The organism is Roseovarius sp. EC-HK134 (genome assembly GCF_902498815.1).
Taxonomy (GTDB): Bacteria; Pseudomonadota; Alphaproteobacteria; order Rhodobacterales; family Rhodobacteraceae; genus Roseovarius; species Roseovarius mucosus_A.
This window is the reverse complement of record NZ_LR701544.1, coordinates 2,070,159-2,086,671: the sequence shown is the minus strand read 5'-3', so window position 1 is coordinate 2,086,671 and position 16,513 is coordinate 2,070,159. Positions and strand designations below refer to the sequence as shown.

Sequence of the window (16,513 nt, the reverse complement as noted above, 5' to 3'; positions counted from 1 at the left end):
ACAGAAGGATGAACGCATCACTCGCCCCGCGGAAAGCGTTTGCTTTCCTCCAGCACATTGAGGTCCATGTGGTTGCGCATGTACCGCTCGGATGCCTTTTGCAGGGGCTGGTAATCCCAAGGGTAATAGCCGCCCTTGCGCAGCGCCTCGTAGACCACCCAGCGCCGCGCCTGACTTTCGCGCACGGCGGCATCAAAGGCGGCAAGGTCCCAGCGGGCCTCGGCCTTGGCCTGCAACTGTGCCAATGTCCCGGCATGGGCCGGATCATTGGCCAGATTGTTCAACTCATGCGGATCGGCCTCCAGATCGAATAGCTGATCGGGATCAAGCGCGCAGCGGTTGTATTTCCACTTGCCATAGCGCAGCGACACCAGCGGCGCTTGTGACGCCTCGGCGGCATATTCCATCGCAACAGGGGCCTCGCGCCTGCCGCCCTGCCCAAGATAGACCAGCGATTGCCCTTCGGTCCAAGGGGCCACCTCGGACATATCCGCCCCCGCCAGTTCGCAAAGCGTGGGGCAAACGTCGATATTGCTGACCGGATCGGTGATCAGCCCCGGTGCCATGCCGGGCGCGGAAATCATCAGCGGCACGCGGGCGGACCCTTCGTAGAAACACATCTTGAACCACAGCCCACGCTCGCCCAGCATATCGCCATGATCCGACACAAAGAGGATGATCGCCTCTTGCCGAGTGCTTTCCAACGCCTCGAGAATCTCGCCAATCTTGTCGTCGAGATACGAGATATTGGCGAAATAGGCCCGGCGCGAGCGGCGGATATCCTCTTGCGAGATGTCGAAGTTGCGCCAGTCGTTGGCGTCGAAAATCCGCCGCGCATGGGCATCGTGATCGGCATAGTCCATCGCGGGCACGTCAGGCAGCAGATGGTCGCAGTCTTCGTAGAGGTCCCAGTATTTCTTGCGCGCCACATAGGGATCATGCGGATGGGTGAAACTGACCGTCAAACACCAAGGCCGCGCATCCAGCCCCCGCGCCAGATCATAAACCTTGGCGCGCGCGTTATGCGCCACCTCGTCATCATATTCCATCTGGTTCGAGATTTCCGCGACACCCGCGCCCGTCACCGACCCCATATTGTGATACCACCAGTCGATCCGCTCGCCCGGTTTGCGATAATCCGGGGTCCAGCCGAAATCGGCGGGATAGATGTCGGTGGTCAAGCGCTCCTCGAACCCGTGCAACTGATCGGGGCCGACGAAATGCATCTTGCCGCTGAGGCAGGTCTGATAGCCCGCCCGGCGCAGGTGATGCGCAAAGGTGGGAATATCGGCGGCGAATTCGGCGGCATTATCATAGACGCGGGACCGCGACGGCAAAAGACCCGACATGAAGCTGGCCCGCCCCGGCGCGCACAGGGGCGAGGCAGTATAGGCATTGGCAAACCGCGTCGACCGCGCCGCCAGCGCCTTGAGATTGGGGGCGTGCAGCCACGGGGCGGGACCATCGGGAAAGAGGGTGCCGTTGAGCTGATCAACCATAAAAATCAAGATATTGGGCGCGGTCATTCTTTGTCCTTCTGGGGTAGGCTGGTGTCGAGGTAATGCAGCAGCACATCAATCGCGAGGCCGGGTTGCATCGGCCCTTCGCGCAGCGCCTGACGGATATAAAGCCCGTCAATCATCGCCGCGAGGCCGCGCGTGAGCGTGCGCGCCTCATCGGGGGCCAAGGCGCGAAAGGCGTGATGCAGGTTCGACCGCAACCGCCGCTGATAGATATGCAGCAACCGCCGCGCCTCGTCCGAGCGCTGCGCCTGCACATAGAAATTGAGCCAGGCCGAGACCATTTCGCCGCGAAACTGCGCGGGGGTGAAACTGGCGCGGATGATGGCCTCGATCCGCTCCCGCGGGCTTTTGGCCATGATCAGCGCGCCGCGCACCTCGGCCCCGTAAAGCGTCAGGATATGGCGCATCGCGGCCACGAACATCTGTTCCTTGGACCCGAAATAATGATGCGCCAGCGCGCTCGACATGCCAGCGCGCCGGGCGATCTGCGCCACGGTCACATCAAGGCTGCCATGCGCGCCGATCTCAGAAATCGTGGCCTCTACCAGCGCCGTGCGCCGGATCGGCTCCATCCCGATTTTCGGCATGCCCCCCCTCCAAAGACCTGTTGCCAGACTGGCCTAATCGTGTTTAATTGACTCGTCAATCAATAAAAAACACGAGGGACTGCATCACAACACTGCCCCCCTGCCAAAATGACGTTGTATTTCATCACAGCGTCATATTAGCCTTGGCAGGTATAAACCGACCGCCACGCGGCAGGGGGCCGCGCGATCTCGCGAGGTCACTCCAGAGAACAAAAGGCCGGTTCGGAAAAGCAAACCAAAGGGAGAAGACCAACATGACCATCCTCAATTCCGGCCGCATCAACCGACGCGGTTTCATGGCCACCACGGCCGGGGCAGCCCTTATTGCGGGCCTGCCCCTGCGGGCCAAGGCCGCGCCGTCGCGCGGCGGGCATCTGCGCGCGGCCATCGGCCATGGCCAGACCACCGACACCCTCGATCCGGGCACCTGGTCCAACAGCTTTACCACCTCGCTCGGCTTTGCCATTCATGGCCGCCTGACCGAAGTGGCCGCTGATGGCTCGCTCATCCCCGAAGTCGCCGAAAGCTGGGAAGCTTCGGCAGATGCGTCGGTATGGCGCTTCAAGCTGCGCTCGGGCGTGGCCTTCCATTCCGGCAAAAGCCTGACAGCGGCGGATGTGGTCAATTCGATCAATTTCCACCGCGGCGAAAATTCGACCTCGGCCGCAGGCCCGCTGGTGGCCCCGGTCACCGATATCACGACCGAAGGCGATGACATCGTTGTCTTCACCTTGGATGGCGGTAATGCCGACTTCCCATACTTCCTCAGCGACTATCACCTCGTGATCTGCAAGGCCGAAGGCGAGAGCATTGATTGGAAATCGGGCGATGGCTGCGGCAGCTATGTGCTCAAGGATTTCAATCCCGGCGTGTCCTATGCGCTCGAACGCAATCCGAACCACTGGCGCAGCGATGTGGCATGGTTCGATACCGCCGAAGTGCTGGCCATTGTCGACCAGAACGCGCGCACCACGGCGCTTGTCTCGGGCGATGTGGATGTGGTCGACCGGCTCGACCTCAAAACCGTGGGTCTTCTGGCGCGCAACCCCAACATCCAGATCAATTCGGTCGCGGGCACGCAGCATTTCACCTTTGCCATGGACACCCGAGCAGAGCCCTACAACAACCCCGACGTGCGCCTTGCCCTGAAATACGGCATCAACCGTCAGGAACTCGTGGACAAGATCCTGTTCGGCTATGGCTCGATCGGCAATGACCACCCCATCGGTCGCGGGCAGCGCTTTTTCAACACCGAGCTTGAGCAAAAGAGCTTTGATCCCGACAAGGCCAAATTCCACCTCAAGCAGGCGGGTCTTGACAGCCTTGAGGTCAAACTGTCGGCGGCGGACGCAGCCTTTGGTGGCGCGGTCGATGCGGCGGTCCTCTATCAGAGTTCGGCAGCACAGGCGGGCATCACACTGACCCCGGTGCGCGAGGCGAATGACGGCTACTGGTCGGATGTCTGGATGAAAAAGCCCTTCTCCGCCGTTTACTGGTCGGGTCGCCCGGTCGAAGATCAGATGTTCGCCACCGCCTATAAATGCGGCGCGGCGTGGAACGATACCTTCTGGTGCAACGACCGCTTTGACGAGCTGATGCTCAAGGCCCGCTCGGAGCTTGACGAGGACAAGCGTCGCGAAATGTATTTCGAGATGCAGGCGATCTGTAGCGACGATGGCGGTCAGATCGTGCCGATGTTTGCCAATTACGTCTTTGGCAATTCCAACAAGATTGCGCATTCCGACACGCTCGGGGCGAATTGGGATGTGGACGGCATGCGCTTTATCGAGCGCTGGTGGATGGCCTGATCCATCCCGCCTGACCTAACTGCAAGGCCCGGGGTAGCCTATCCTCGGGCCTTTGCCAAACCGGGCCCTGCCCCGGAATAATCAACCATGGGAGAAATATCACATGAGCTTCAAGACAACCTTGACCGCTATCGCCCTTGCCACCGCCGCCACCGGACCGGCCATGGCCAATTGTGACAGCGTGACCTTCGCCGATGTCGGCTGGACCGACATCACTGCCACCACCGCCGCCACCTCTCTTGTGCTCGAGGCGCTGGGCTATGAGACAGAAGCCAAGGTGCTCTCGGTGCCCGTGACCTATACGTCGCTCGCCAAGGGCGATATCGACGTGTTTCTGGGCAACTGGATGCCCACCATGGAGGCAGATATTGCCCCCTACCGCGAGGCTGGCACCGTTGACACGGTTCGCGCCAACCTCGTCGGTGCAAAATACACGCTGGCCACCAATGCCGCCGGGGCCGCGCTTGGCATCAACTCGTTTGAAACGATTGCACAGCATGCCGATGCGATCGAGTCCACGATTTATGGCATCGAGCCCGGCAATGACGGAAACCGTCTGATCCTCGATATGATCGAGGCGGATGCCTTTGGCCTCAAGGGGTTCGAGGTCAAGGAAAGCTCGGAACAGGGGATGCTGGCGCAGGTCAGCCGCGCGGATCGCCGCGAAGAGCCCATCGTGTTCCTCGGCTGGGAACCGCATCCGATGAACGCCAATCACGACCTGACCTATCTGACCGGCGGCGATGACTGGTTCGGGCCTGATCTGGGCGGGGCCACGATTTATACCAATACCCGCGCAGGCTATGTCGCGGAATGCCCCAATGTGGGCAAGCTGCTGGAAAACCTCGAATTCTCGCTGGCCATGGAAAACGAGATCATGGGCGCGATCCTGAATGACGGGGCCAAGCCCGAAGACGCGGCAAGCAGCTGGCTCAAGGCCAATCCGGATGCCATCGGCCCCTGGCTTGACGGTGTGACCACCAAAGACGGCGGCGATGCCATGGCCGCCGTAAAAGCGGCGCTCGGCCTCTGAGCGATATGGGGCGGCGCTGGTCGCCGCCCTTACGCCCTTTTTTCCAGACAGATCAGATGTGAGGCACCCGCATGGACTGGCTGAGCGATCACAAAATCCCGGTGGGGAAATGGGCCGAAGGCTTTTTCCTCTGGCTTCAGGACAATGCGGCGGGCTTTTTCGACATGCTGTCGGTGCTCATGGAGGGGCTCATCGACGCCTTTCTCTGGGTTCTGCAAACCCCGCATCCCATGGTCATCATCGGCGTCTTTGTCGCCCTGACATGGGTCTTGCAGCGCAGTTGGAAAACCTGCCTGTTCGTGCTCTTGGGCTTTCTCTTCATCCTCAACCAAGGCTATTGGGAAGAAACCACCGAAAGCCTGACGCTCGTCATCTCGTCCTGCGTGTTCTGCATGGCGCTTGGCGTGCCCCTTGGCATCGCCGCCGCGCACCGCCCCCGGCTCTATGACGGGATGCGCCCCGTGCTCGACCTCATGCAGACGCTGCCGCCCTTTGTCTATCTCATTCCCGCGATTGTGTTTTTCGGCATCGGCATGGTGCCGGGGCTGATCGCCACGGTGATCTTTGTCGTCCCTGCCCCCATTCGCCTGACGCATCTGGGCATTTCCAACACGCCCCAGCCGCTGCTAGAGGCGGCACAGGCCTTTGGCGCCACCAATCGCCAGACGCTCTGGAAGGTGGAACTCCCCTACGCCCTGCCGCAGATCATGGCGGGGCTCAACCAGACCATCATGCTGTCGCTGTCCATGGTGGTGATCGGCGCGCTGGTGGGCGCGGATGGCCTCGGCGTGCCGGTGCTGCGCGCGATCAATACCGTCAATATCGCGCTTGGCTTTGAATCCGGGCTGATGATCGTCGTCGTGGCCATCGTCCTTGACCGCATGCTGCGGATGGAGGGGCGCAAGTGACCGATACAATCGTCAATTTCAACAAGGTCTCTATCGTCTTTGGCGATGCGCCCGAAACCGCCCTGCCCTTGATGGATCAGGGCATGACCCGGCCAGAGATCCAGCAGAAAACCAGTCAGGTTCTCGGCGTGCATGATTGCGACCTCGCGGTTGCGCCGGGCGAAATCCTCGTGCTGATGGGCCTCTCGGGATCGGGCAAATCCACCCTCCTGCGCGCCGTCAACGGCCTCAACCCGGTGGTGCGCGGCACGGTCGAAATCCACGACGGCAGCGGCATGGTGGATGTGACCAACGCCACCCCCGCCACCCTGCGCCGATTGCGCCAGCATCATATCGCCATGGTGTTCCAGCAATTCGGCCTCCTGCCCTGGCGCTCTGTGCGCGAGAACGTGGGCCTCGGCCTTGAACTTGCAGGCATGCCCAAGCCCGAGCGCGCCGCCCGCGTCGACCGGCAACTGGCCCTCGTCAACCTCTCCGACTGGGCCGAGCGCCGCGTGGGCGAGCTGTCGGGCGGCATGCAACAGCGCGTGGGCTTGGCCCGCGCCTTTGCCACCGATGCCCCGATCCTTCTGATGGACGAGCCGTTTTCGGCCCTTGATCCGCTGATCCGCAACCATCTTCAGGATGAACTCATCGACCTTCAAAAAACCCTTGGCCGCACCATCATCTTTGTCAGCCATGATCTGGATGAGGCGTTCAAACTGGGCGACCGTATCGCCATCATGGAGGGCGGGCGAATCGTGCAATGCGGCACACCGCAGGATATCTTTACCAATCCCGCCACCGACTATGTGGCCGAATTCGTGGCCCATATGAACCCTCTGGGCGTGCTCTGCGCCCGCGACGTGATGGAACCGGCCAGCGGCACGCCCGACACCTGCGTTGGCCCCAACGCCAGCATTCAGGACGTGATGGAAAGCGCCCAAGGCCATGACCGCCCCGTGGGCGTGATCGAGAATGGCCAACTCTTGGGTCAGATCACCCGCAACCGCATCTTGGCCAAGCTGCTTGATCCGCGCGCCTAGGCGGGTGCCCCCTCAGACCTTGGTCGCCGAAACCGTCGGTGTGATCCGCCGCTTCAGCACCGCCTCGCGCCAGCTGATAAAGCTGACCGCGCCCACAATCACCATGCCGCCCAGAACCACGAACACATCCACCCCCTCGCCAAACACCAGTGCCCCCAAAAGCACCGCCCAGACGAGTTGCAGAAAGGTCACCGGCTGCGTCACCGCCAGAGGGGCGGCTCGAAACGCCAGCGTCATGGTGTAATGCCCCGCCGTGGCCAAGGTGGCCACCGCAAAGAGGATCGCCAACTCCCATGGCGTTGGCGTGACCCAGACCGCCGCCGCCAAAGGGGCCAGACCAAGCGTGACCGTGATCGACAGCATCGCCACCACCACGCCGGGGCTGCTGCGCCCCGACACCACCTTGGCAATCAGATAGGACGCGCCAAAGAAGATGGCGGCAAAGATCATCGCCAGATGCCCCGGCCCCACTTCACGAAATCCGGGCCGCAGGATGATCAGCGCACCGATCAGCGCAACACCCACCGCCAGCACCCGCCGCAACGCCAAACGCTCGCCCAAGAACAGCCCCGCCCCAAGGGTGACATAGATGGGGGCCAGATAATTCATCGCGGTCACATCGGCGATGGGAATCCGCGCCATGGCATAGAACCACAGCGCCACGCCCACCGTATGCACGACCCCGCGCGCGGCAAAAAATCCCCAGGTCCCACGCGCCAACCGCAGCCGCCAAAGCGATCCCAGCATCGGAAGAAGAAACACCAGCCCCATGGCATAGCGCAAAAAGGCCGCCTGTGGTGCTGGCACGCGCGTGCCCAGCACCTTGACCAGCGCGGTCACCCCCACAAAGAGGATGCCGGTCACCACCATCCAAAAGATGCCCCAGCCCGGCCGTGCCGTGCTTTCTGCTCTGCTTGCCTCTTGCGCGCTCATGCTTGCATTAATTCATGCCTCTGGCCGCCTGTCGAGACTGGCTTGGCGCTTATCCATGCGCATAGCGCAACACACCCTGCCGCCTCACGCATGGCTTAGCCTCGCAACAGGCCAAATGCGATGGCCCACATCACACAGCCCACCCCGGCATCCAGCACCCGCCAACTGGCGGGCCGCCGAAAGAGCGGCGCAAGAAGGCGCGCGCCATAGCCCAGCGAAAAGAAGAAAACAAAACTCGCACAGACCGCGCCCAGCCCAAAGGCAAACCGGTTCTCATATTGCGTCGATATGGACCCCAGCAAAACCACCGTATCCAGATACACATGCGGATTAAGCCATGTCAGCGCCAGACAGGTCAGCACCGCGCGTCGCAAACTGCCTGCCCCCTCGCCCGCCTCCAGCGCCGCCGCGCCACGCCACGCGGCCAGAAAACTGCGCGCGCCATACGCCAGCAAAAACGCAGCACCGCCAAAGCGCATGATCCGCTCCAGCCCCGGCACCGCCTCGGCCAGAACACCAAAGCCGGTCACACCCGCCGTCACCAGAATGGCATCGGAAATGGCGCAGACCAGAACCACCGCCAGCACATGCGCGCGCCGCAACCCCTGCCGCAGCACAAAGGCATTCTGCGCCCCAATGGCCATGATCAAACTTAACCCAAGCGCAAATCCCGCCAATCCCGCCTGCATCCGCCTGCCCTTTCCCCGGTCTTCAAATACGCAAATCCGCGTCTGTCGCAGGGGCTTGCCTAGCGGTGCGGCGGGCATTACTCAAATTCAATATGCTAATTCAAGATAAGAATATCTAATGCCCTTGCCGCCTGATCATCTCGTCACGCTCTCGGCCATTCTGCAAACCGGCAGTTTCGAGGGCGCAGCACAGGCCCTCGGCCTCACACAATCGGCCATCTCTCAGCGGCTCAAGGCGCTCGAAACCCGCGTCGGCGCGCAGCTTGTCCATCGCACCACCCCCTGCACTGCCACGCCGGCCGGTCAACGCCTTGCCGCCCATGCCGATCAGATTGCCCTGCTCGAGGCGCGCCTTCGCGAGGACCTCACAGGTCTTGCCCCCGCACCGCAAACCCGGCTGCGGTTGGCCGTCAATGCCGACAGCCTCGCCACATGGCTGCCGCAGGCTTTGGCCAGCCTGCCCGATCACCTCTTTGATTTGGTGATCGACGATCAGGATGTCTCGCATGACCGGCTCTTGCGCGGCGAGGTTCTGGGCGCGCTCACCACCCGTGCCAGCCCCCTGCCCGGCTGCGATGTCATCGCACTCGGGCTGCTGCGCTATCAGGCCGTCGCCAGCCCCGATTTCATTGCCCGCCATTTCGCGGACGGGATCACGCCGGGCCGTCTTGGTGTAGCGCCCATGTTGCAATTCAACAGCCACGATCAATTGCAACATCGCTGGATCACACAGGCAACGGGCGTCACGCTCAGCCCCCCCTGTCACCGGCTTCCTTCGTCCGAGGGGTTCGTCACCGCAGCCCGTCTTGGCATGGGCTGGGGCATGGCCCCCGAGGCGCTCTTGAGCGACGACCTGGCGCGCGGCACACTCCAGCTTCTGCGCGCCGATTGCCCGCTCGACACGCCGCTCTATTGGCAATGGAGCCGGTTGCTCGGCCCGGCACTCGCGCCTGTGACCCGCGCTTTGCGTCGTGGCGCGCGGCGTAGCCTGCGCATGCCGCAGGACCTTACAAAATCACGGGAGACTCTGTAAGGTCTGTAACCTCGGCCAAGGCCCGCTCGACCAGTTCCGGCCCCGCGCCGGGCCGCGAAGCACCTTCTGACAGGTGCCGCCGCCACGCCCGCGCGCCCGGTTTTCCCGCGAACAGCCCCAACATATGCCGGGTGATCTGGTGCAACCGCCCACCGCTTGCGAGATGCGCCTCGATATAGGGGAGCATGTCCCGCACGGCCCCTTCTGCTGTGGTATCCGGCCCAGTGGTGCCGTAAATCCGCCGATCCGCCGCACAGAGAATATCCGCAGGCTGATGATAGGCGGCCCGCCCCACCATAACACCGTCAAGCCCCTGATCAAGCAGGCTAACCGCTTGATCCAGCGATGTAATTCCCCCGTTGATCGAGATGTGCAGATTGGGAAAAAGCATCTTCATCCGCTGCACCAGATCATAGTCCAAAGGTGGAATATCGCGGTTTTCCTTGGGGCTCAGACCGTCGAGCCACGCTTTGCGCGCATGGATTTGAACCCGCTGCACACCCGCCGCAACGATATGTGCCAGAAACTCCGGCAACACTTCCTCTGGGTTTTGATCATCCACCCCGATCCGACATTTCACTGTGACTTCAACAGGTTGCGCCTCGCGCATGGCCACGCAACAGGCGGCCACAAGGGCCGGTTCCGTCATCAGGATCGCCCCGAACCGCCCCGATTGCACCCGATCCGACGGGCACCCGCAATTGAGGTTGATCTCAGCATAGCCCGCCTGCGCCCCCATCCGCGCCGCCTGCGCCAACTCCGCCGGGTCCGATCCCCCCAGTTGCAAAGCAACCGGATATTCCTCGGAACTATGCTCCAACAAATGCACCGCTCCCCCCCGCACCAAAGCAGGCGCGGTGACCATTTCAGTATACAGCAATGTCTGCTGACTGAGCAGCCGGTGCAGGTAACGGCAATGCCGATCCGTCCAATCCATCATAGGGGCGCAGGATAGACGCGCTGCCGCGGCGGCTGCGTTTCTAGGCATTCATAGGTCTCCTTGGGCCCACCATCTTTTACGACTCACCAGCAGTGCACACCATACGCATACGGCGGATGACCTGCCACCCTGCCCCGCACGAAGACAGGCGAACGGCGGTACGTGCGCGGGGTCTGAAGTGGCCAAAGGTCGTTGTCTGCCTGGTGGGTGTGTCCGATCCTCCAGAAAGCAGGCCCAGATGGCTTTTCACTCCGCTATTCACTTTCCGGACATTGAGAGCGCATCGGTGCCTTGATTTCCTACCGACAGAACGCGACCGAGGAACTCACGTATCAGCGCTGCGATTTCGCCAGCGTGCGTCTCCAATGCAAAATGTCCCGCATCCAGCAGATGCACCTCGGCGTCCGGCAGATCACGCCTGTAGGCTCTTGCGCCCGCAGGAATGAACGCCGGATCATGACGCCCCCAAGTGGCCAGCAATGGTGGACGGTGCTGACGGAAATACGTGTGGAAATCCGGATAGAGCGCCACGTTGGTGCGGTAGTCGCGGATCAAGTCGAACTGGATTTCCTCTGCGTCGGGCCGCGCCATGTAAGCGATGTCGAGTTCGTATCCATCGGGAGCAAGACGCTCGGGATCGGCTCCGGTGCCGTATTGCCAGTTCCTGATCGTGTCGGGGGATAGCGAAGGGCGGCAGGCTTCGCGGTTGGTGTCACTCCCGTCACGCCAATAGGCCTCCCACGGTCCCCACTGGTCGCTGAATCCGTCGGTGTAGGCGTTGCCGTTCTGGCTGATGATCGCAGAGACCCGTTCCGGGTGACGCATCGCAAGGCGCAAACCTACCGGCGCGCCATAATCGAAGATGTAGAGCGCGTATCGATCGAGCGACAGGGCTTCCGTGAACCCGCCGATCACATCGGCGAGCCGGTCGAAGGTGTAGGTGAACGTCCCGCGCGGCGGTGCCTTGGTCTGCCCGAAGCCAGGCAGATCCGGGGCAATGAGCCGATAGCGATCAGCCAGAAGCGGCATCAGGTCGCGAAACATGTGGCTGGCCGTCGGGAACCCGTGCAGAAGCAGGATCACCGGGGCATCGGCTGGGCCTGCCTCGCGATAGAATACGTCGACATCGCCGATCTGTTGGGATCTGTAGCGGATTTGCGCAGGGGTGGTTGTCATATTGGGTTTCCTTTCTTGGTTTTGACCGGGTTTGTCCCTGGGATAAGTGCCTCGTCTCGGGGCACTTCATGGCCGATCAGCGGGCGTCAGGCTTGGCCGGGAATGCGAGCGATGACCTTGATCTCGAAATCGAAACCGGCGAGCCAATTCACCCCGACTGCCGTCCAGGTCGGGTGGGGAGCCGCCGGGAAGTAGCGGTTCTTCACCGGCATGATCGCATCGAATTGCGTGTCAGGGTCGGTGTGGAATGTGGTCACGTCGATGATGTCGTCGAAGCTTGCCCCCGCCGCCGTCAGCACGGCGTCGAGGTTTTGGAACGCAAGGTTAACCTGTTTCGCGAAGTTGGGCTCGGGCGAGCCGTCAGGAAGGCTGCCGACCTGCCCGGAGACGAACAAGTGATCGCCGGAGCGAACGGCAGCGGAATAGCCGTGTGCCTCGTAAAGCGCGTGTCGGTTTTCGGGGAAGATGGCGTTTCGGTTGGACATGGATCATTTCCTTTGAGGGCGAAGATGTTTGCCGGTTGCAAAAGGGGGTGAAGGCGCGGCGTCGACGCCGCGCCGCCAGTCGCCTAGCCCGTGATGAAAGCCAGCAGGTCGGCGTTCAGCACGTCGGCGTTGACCGTCAGCATGCCATGCGAGAACCCCGGATAGGTCTTGAGCGTGCCATTGGGCAGCAGTTTGGCCGCCTTTTCAGCCGAGGCCGCAATCGGAACCACCTGATCGTCCTCGCCATGCAGGACGAGCGTCGGCACGGTCATCGCCTTCAGGTCCTCTGTCTGATCGGTCTCCGAGAAGGCCTTGATGCCGTCGTAATGCGCCTTGGCGCTGCCCATCATGCCCTGCCGCCACCAGTTCTGAATGACGCCCTCATGGACCGTCGCACCCTCGCGGTTGAACCCGTAGAACGGACCGGCGGGCACGTCGCGGAAGAATTGCGCGCGATTTCCGGCGAGGGCCGCGCGGAAGCCGTCGAAAACCTCCATCGGCGTGCCCTCGGGATTGGTCTCGGTCTGCAGCATCAGCGGCGGGATGGCGGCAACGAGAACGGCCTTGGCCACCCGGCCAGCCGGTCCACCGTACCGCGCCACGTAGCGCGCGACCTCGCCGCCGCCGGTGGAATGGCCGATGTGGACCGCGTTGCGCAGGTCCAGCGCCTCGGCCACGGCAAAGGCGTCTGCGGCGTAGTGGTCGATGTCGTGGCCGCTGTCGACCTGCTCCGAACGGCCATGTCCGCGCCGGTCATGTGCCACCACCCGGTAGCCCTTAGAGAGAAAGAACAGCATCTGCGCGTCCCAGTCGTCGGAGCTGAGGGGCCAACCATGATGAAAGACGATGGGCTGGGCGTCGCGCGGGCCCCAATCCTTGTAGAAAATCTGCACGTGATCGTCGGTGGTAATGTAGCCCATGGAAAGGTCTCCTGATGGCAGGTCGAGAGGTGTGGGTTCGGCGGCATGAGCGGCGCCCAGTTGAAGGCCGGCGCTCGCGGTGAGTGCGGAGGCCGCGAACAGGGCGTCACGACGATTGAGCGTCAGGCGCGGTTGACGAGTGGAAGGCATGGTTGAGCTCCTTTCGTTGCCCGAAGGGCGACCGGACCAAGTGCGGGATGTCGCGAATTGGCTTTGGTCAGGCGACCTCGGTTTGGGTGATTTCCGTTTTCGCGGCTCATTGCGTGGCGTGTGACAGGAATATCTTCGTTGTGGGCCGTCTGCGTTAGTCGCGATCGGCTTGCATTTCTTTCAACGAATCGTTGAAGCTGGGAGTATGGAAACTCTTTCGAATCTTGAAGCGTTTGTACGAAGCGCAGAGTGCGGCAGCTTTTCCGGGGCTGCCCGCATACTTGCCCTGACGCCAGCCGCGGTCAGCCGCAGCGTCGCCATGCTGGAGCGTAATCTGGGCGTCCGGCTGTTCCACCGTTCGACGCGCGGACTGAGGCTCACCGAGGCCGGGGAAAGCTTTCTCGCCTCGGTGGGAGAACCGCTCGACAGGCTTCAGGGCGCCATTTCAGCGGTCACCGCGCAGGGGCCGACGCCCGCTGGTACGCTCAAGCTCAGCATGCCACCCTCGTTCGGTCTGGCGCATGTGTTGCCGCTCCTGCCCGGCTTTCTTGCGCAATATCCTCTGATCCGGGCCGAATGGCATTTCGAGAACCGCGTCGTCGATCTGGTCACGGAAGGGTACGATGCCGCCATCGGCGGCGCGATTGAACGCGCGCCGGGGACGGTCGCCCGCAGGCTCGCGCCGCTCCACGTCGTCGCTGTCGCCTCGCCAGCCTATATGGCGGGCCGAAGCGGTCCGACCGATCCGGCCGGGCTTGCCGAATTCGACGGAATTGCGATGCGTGTCCTGCGAACTGGTCGTATCCGGCACTTGATCATGCGCAACAGAGCCGGACAAGAGATGGAGGCAGCGCTTAACGAAACTGTCGTCGTGAACGAACCAAGCGCGATCCGCGAGGCAGCAAAGCTAGGGCTTGGCATCGCCCTGCTCGCAGTGGCCGAGGTCTTGTCGGACCTCGAGGACGGTCGCCTGATCCGCCTTCTCCCGGACTGGTACGCGGACGACGGCGGGATTTCTGTGTACTACGCCTCGCGGAGCTTTCTTCCGGCCAAGACACGCGCCTTCATCGACTGGATTGATGCAGCGTTCAAGGAACAGCGTCTTCCCGAGCGATTCAACGGTTAACCGCTCCGGCACTCGTCCGCTCGCGTCCGGAGATGACCTCGACCCATGAACGGTTGGCGCGCCATGGCGGGCGCGTGGCTGAAAATCATACGCCTGTTTCTCGAAACACGGCGCGAATGACCTCTACAACATGTTGGACGGCAGTGTCGCGGTTCTGCCGGGCGTGCCAGGCAATGTGCAAAGGAAACCCATCGACCGAAACCGGCGGTTGGTGAAACACGAGATCGAATTCGACCTTCGTTGCCACGCTCTGCCGGGGAAGCATGGCGATCAGATTGGTCTCTGCCAGCACCCTCGGCACAAGCTGGAAGGAGGGAACGGTGAGACCGACGCGCCGTCGCCGCCCGGATGCCGCCAATTGCGCGTCAAGCGGAGTCCGGAGATCGCCCTGACCAGATACGACGACATGCGGCCAGGCCAGCCAGGCATCTATGGTGAACCCGGCAGCGGCAGGATGATCGCGTCGCATGGCAACCACGTAGTCGACGTCGATCAACTTTCGAATCTCGATGTTCTCGATCTCGCGATCCAGGACAGCGATGGCGATGTCCGTCGCCCCGTCCAGAATTTCGCGCGTCACGGCCTCTTGGCCCTGCCAAGGCTTGAACACGATGGTAATACCCGGTGCAGTCCTTGAGATATCCTCGATCAAGGGGCACGCCAGCAGGGTGGCAGGATCGTCGCCTGCAGTGATGCGGACCACGCGTTCGATCCGGTCCAATGGCACCTCTCCGCGATCAATCAGAGCATCCACCTCCGACAGGATGGACCGCAACGGCGCGCGCAGTGTCTGTGCCAAGACCGTGCGGGTCATGCCGCCGCGCCCGCGCTCAAGCAAGGGATCACCGAACAGGTCCCGGCATCTTTGCAGGGCGCTCGAGACGGCAGGCTGCGACATGTTCAGGCGATGCGCGGCACGGCTGACATGCGCCTCGTCAAGCAGCGCTTCAAGGACGACAAGAAGGTTCAGGTCGATGCCACGTAAATTCATGAAAAGAATAATATAGTATCTTTTATATCCATTGGAAGAATTTTTTATGCTGGACCATCTTCGGATCATTCCCAAGCCGAAGGAGGCTCCCATGACCCAGACTCTCATCCTGCTTTTTCACCCCGACCTCGGGAGATCGAAGGCCAATGCAGCCCTGCAAGCCGCCGCCCGCACTGTCTCGGGTGCGCAAGTGGTGGACATGTCGGCGCGTTATCCGAGCGGCGTTATCGACATGCATGCCGACGGCGAAGCCGAGGCGCGCGCGCTTCTGGAAGCCGACCGGATCGTTCTACAGTTTCCGATCCAGTGGTATTCGACGCCCCCTCTTCTGAAGGCCTGGCAGGATGCCGTGCTGACGCGTATGTACTACATCCATGCCGCGACAGAGGGTGACAGGCTGGCCGGCACGCCGCTGATGATCGCCGCAACGGCGGGCAATGCGCCTGCGGCCTACAGTCGCGACGGCGCGAACCACTTCACGATGGATGAACTTATGGCGCCGCTCAAGGCGACAGCGCTGCGCTGCGGCCTGCCGTGGCATTCTCCGCATCTGGTGTTCCGGGCCGACAAGCTGAAGCCTGCGGAACTGGCAGCAGCCCAGGAAAGCTATGTCCGCGCCCTGAAGGACTTTATCGCGACACCGACCATCCTCGATCAGACGGCGGCCTGAACCATGACAAAAACGACCCACGACACCCTCGCCGAGCTTCGTCTCGGCACGCCTGCTCCGTTCATTGCCGCAGCATTCAGCCTGCCCGCACTTCTCGCCGTCCAGTTCTTTCTGGCCGGGCAGGCGCTCTTTGCCGGGCTGCCTTGGGACCTGCACGGCGCATTTGGCGGCGTCATTGCGATCCCGGTCTTCACGCTCCTCTGGTGCTCCCTCATCGTGCGGCGTCTGAGAGGGTTCGGATGGTGGGCCGGTGTGATCGGCCTCCTCTACGCGCTCCAACTCGCGCTGGCATCGTTCGGCTCTGGGGCCCTTGCGCTTCACCCTTTCAACGCGGCGCTCTTGCTGACGGCCTCACTTATCGTCCTGTTCAAGGTCGAGCGGCGTCGTTCCGCACGAGCCATCAGAGACTGACCCATGCACAACTTCTGACGAAAGATCCCGCGCACATCCGGTACGAGCAGCCCTCATGAGCCGATCCGGAACCGCCCATCGGAGAAAATCCGCATGTTTTCGAGC

General features: G+C 62.2%; 17 protein-coding genes. 8 read left to right on the top strand and 9 right to left on the bottom strand.

The genetic code is table 11. The annotated features are described in order from the left end of the window. Window positions 1-17 precede the first annotated feature (17 nt). Both betC and betI read right to left on the bottom strand, forming a co-directional pair. Window positions 18-1,526 (bottom strand): choline-sulfatase, encoded by a 1,509-nt coding sequence (gene betC, locus GC127_RS14030; protein ID WP_151978710.1) that lies wholly within the window; start codon window positions 1,524-1,526, stop codon window positions 18-20. Then, window positions 1,523-2,110 carry a transcriptional regulator BetI gene (betI, locus tag GC127_RS14025; RefSeq protein ID WP_232279164.1) on the bottom strand — a complete coding sequence of 196 codons (588 nt, stop codon included), beginning with the start codon at window positions 2,108-2,110 and terminating at the stop codon, window positions 1,523-1,525. Before betI ends, betC begins: the two co-directional genes overlap by 4 nt. A gap of 254 nt (window positions 2,111-2,364) precedes the next feature. Here betI and GC127_RS14020 point away from each other — a divergent pair, with 254 nt between their 5' ends. From GC127_RS14020 to choV, 4 genes are all read left to right on the top strand, one after another. Continuing rightward, window positions 2,365-3,918, top strand: a complete 1,554-nt coding sequence (locus tag GC127_RS14020; protein ID WP_151978708.1) for an ABC transporter substrate-binding protein — start codon at window positions 2,365-2,367, stop codon at window positions 3,916-3,918. Window positions 3,919-4,021: 103 nt separating this feature from the next. Then, window positions 4,022-4,951 (top strand): choline ABC transporter substrate-binding protein, encoded by a 930-nt coding sequence (choX, locus tag GC127_RS14015; RefSeq protein ID WP_081508018.1) that lies wholly within the window; start codon window positions 4,022-4,024, stop codon window positions 4,949-4,951. A 71-nt stretch (window positions 4,952-5,022) separates the two neighbouring features. Next, entirely contained in the window at window positions 5,023-5,859 is an 837-nt protein-coding gene (gene choW, locus GC127_RS14010) for a choline ABC transporter permease subunit (RefSeq protein WP_008280043.1), read from the top strand. Beyond that, entirely contained in the window at window positions 5,856-6,884 is a 1,029-nt protein-coding gene (choV, locus tag GC127_RS14005) for a choline ABC transporter ATP-binding protein (protein ID WP_008280042.1), read from the top strand. The genes choW and choV overlap by 4 nt, the downstream gene beginning before the upstream one ends. A 12-nt stretch (window positions 6,885-6,896) precedes the next feature. Here the strand turns inward: choV and GC127_RS14000 are convergent, their stop codons facing one another. Then, window positions 6,897-7,817 (bottom strand): DMT family transporter, encoded by a 921-nt coding sequence (locus tag GC127_RS14000; RefSeq protein ID WP_008280041.1) that lies wholly within the window; start codon window positions 7,815-7,817, stop codon window positions 6,897-6,899. Window positions 7,818-7,912: 95 nt separating this feature from the next. Beyond that, window positions 7,913-8,506: a LysE/ArgO family amino acid transporter gene (locus GC127_RS13995; protein WP_081508016.1), complete on the bottom strand. Its 594-nt coding sequence runs from the start codon at window positions 8,504-8,506 to the stop codon at window positions 7,913-7,915. 118 nt (window positions 8,507-8,624) lie between these two features. Between GC127_RS13995 and GC127_RS13990 the strand changes: the two genes are divergently transcribed. Continuing rightward, window positions 8,625-9,539 carry a LysR family transcriptional regulator ArgP gene (locus GC127_RS13990; protein WP_151978706.1) on the top strand — a complete coding sequence of 305 codons (915 nt, stop codon included), beginning with the start codon at window positions 8,625-8,627 and terminating at the stop codon, window positions 9,537-9,539. Here the strand turns inward: GC127_RS13990 and dusA are convergent. The 4 genes from dusA to GC127_RS13970 form a co-directional block, all read right to left on the bottom strand. Then, complete coding sequence (gene dusA / locus GC127_RS13985) at window positions 9,514-10,527, bottom strand: tRNA dihydrouridine(20/20a) synthase DusA (protein ID WP_151978704.1); 1,014 nt, start codon at window positions 10,525-10,527, stop codon at window positions 9,514-9,516. The genes GC127_RS13990 and dusA overlap by 26 nt on opposite strands. A 210-nt stretch (window positions 10,528-10,737) precedes the next feature. Next, a complete protein-coding gene (locus GC127_RS13980; RefSeq protein ID WP_151978703.1) occupies window positions 10,738-11,655 on the bottom strand; it encodes an alpha/beta fold hydrolase in 918 nt (305 codons plus the stop codon). A gap of 86 nt (window positions 11,656-11,741) precedes the next feature. Next, window positions 11,742-12,140 carry a RidA family protein gene (locus GC127_RS13975; RefSeq protein ID WP_151978701.1) on the bottom strand — a complete coding sequence of 133 codons (399 nt, stop codon included), beginning with the start codon at window positions 12,138-12,140 and terminating at the stop codon, window positions 11,742-11,744. A gap of 83 nt (window positions 12,141-12,223) precedes the next feature. Next, window positions 12,224-13,060 (bottom strand): alpha/beta fold hydrolase, encoded by an 837-nt coding sequence (locus tag GC127_RS13970; RefSeq protein WP_151978699.1) that lies wholly within the window; start codon window positions 13,058-13,060, stop codon window positions 12,224-12,226. A 355-nt stretch (window positions 13,061-13,415) separates the two neighbouring features. Between GC127_RS13970 and GC127_RS13965 the strand changes: the two genes are divergently transcribed. Further along, complete coding sequence (locus tag GC127_RS13965; protein WP_081508011.1) at window positions 13,416-14,336, top strand: LysR family transcriptional regulator; 921 nt, start codon at window positions 13,416-13,418, stop codon at window positions 14,334-14,336. 85 nt (window positions 14,337-14,421) lie between these two features. Here GC127_RS13965 and GC127_RS13960 read toward each other — a convergent pair whose 3' ends face one another. After that, window positions 14,422-15,327, bottom strand: a complete 906-nt coding sequence (locus GC127_RS13960; protein ID WP_151978697.1) for a LysR family transcriptional regulator — start codon at window positions 15,325-15,327, stop codon at window positions 14,422-14,424. 91 nt (window positions 15,328-15,418) lie between these two features. Here GC127_RS13960 and GC127_RS13955 point away from each other — a divergent pair, with 91 nt between their 5' ends. Further along, a complete protein-coding gene (locus tag GC127_RS13955) occupies window positions 15,419-15,997 on the top strand; it encodes an NAD(P)H-dependent oxidoreductase (RefSeq protein WP_199861261.1) in 579 nt (192 codons plus the stop codon). Window positions 15,998-16,000: 3 nt separating this feature from the next. Beyond that, a complete protein-coding gene (locus GC127_RS13950; protein ID WP_151978693.1) occupies window positions 16,001-16,408 on the top strand; it encodes a DUF6220 domain-containing protein in 408 nt (135 codons plus the stop codon). Window positions 16,409-16,513: the final 105 nt, after the last annotated feature.

Bases quoted from the DNA above. Each gene is read 5' to 3' on its own strand.
- betC (WP_151978710.1), bottom strand. From the start codon at position 1,526: ATGACCGCGCCCAATATCTTGATTTTTATGGTTGATCAGCTCAACGGC.
- betI (WP_232279164.1), bottom strand. From the start codon at position 2,110: ATGCCGAAAATCGGGATGGAGCCGATCCGGCGCACGGCGCTGGTAGAG.
- GC127_RS14020 (WP_151978708.1), top strand. From the start codon at position 2,365: ATGACCATCCTCAATTCCGGCCGCATCAACCGACGCGGTTTCATGGCC.
- choX (WP_081508018.1), top strand. From the start codon at position 4,022: ATGAGCTTCAAGACAACCTTGACCGCTATCGCCCTTGCCACCGCCGCC.
- choW (WP_008280043.1), top strand. From the start codon at position 5,023: ATGGACTGGCTGAGCGATCACAAAATCCCGGTGGGGAAATGGGCCGAA.
- GC127_RS14000 (WP_008280041.1), bottom strand. From the start codon at position 7,817: ATGAGCGCGCAAGAGGCAAGCAGAGCAGAAAGCACGGCACGGCCGGGC.
- GC127_RS13995 (WP_081508016.1), bottom strand. From the start codon at position 8,506: ATGCAGGCGGGATTGGCGGGATTTGCGCTTGGGTTAAGTTTGATCATG.
- GC127_RS13990 (WP_151978706.1), top strand. From the start codon at position 8,625: ATGCCCTTGCCGCCTGATCATCTCGTCACGCTCTCGGCCATTCTGCAA.
- dusA (WP_151978704.1), bottom strand. From the start codon at position 10,527: ATGCCTAGAAACGCAGCCGCCGCGGCAGCGCGTCTATCCTGCGCCCCT.
- GC127_RS13980 (WP_151978703.1), bottom strand. From the start codon at position 11,655: ATGACAACCACCCCTGCGCAAATCCGCTACAGATCCCAACAGATCGGC.
- GC127_RS13975 (WP_151978701.1), bottom strand. From the start codon at position 12,140: ATGTCCAACCGAAACGCCATCTTCCCCGAAAACCGACACGCGCTTTAC.
- GC127_RS13970 (WP_151978699.1), bottom strand. From the start codon at position 13,060: ATGGGCTACATTACCACCGACGATCACGTGCAGATTTTCTACAAGGAT.
- GC127_RS13965 (WP_081508011.1), top strand. From the start codon at position 13,416: ATGGAAACTCTTTCGAATCTTGAAGCGTTTGTACGAAGCGCAGAGTGC.
- GC127_RS13960 (WP_151978697.1), bottom strand. From the start codon at position 15,327: ATGAATTTACGTGGCATCGACCTGAACCTTCTTGTCGTCCTTGAAGCG.
- GC127_RS13955 (WP_199861261.1), top strand. From the start codon at position 15,419: ATGACCCAGACTCTCATCCTGCTTTTTCACCCCGACCTCGGGAGATCG.
- GC127_RS13950 (WP_151978693.1), top strand. From the start codon at position 16,001: ATGACAAAAACGACCCACGACACCCTCGCCGAGCTTCGTCTCGGCACG.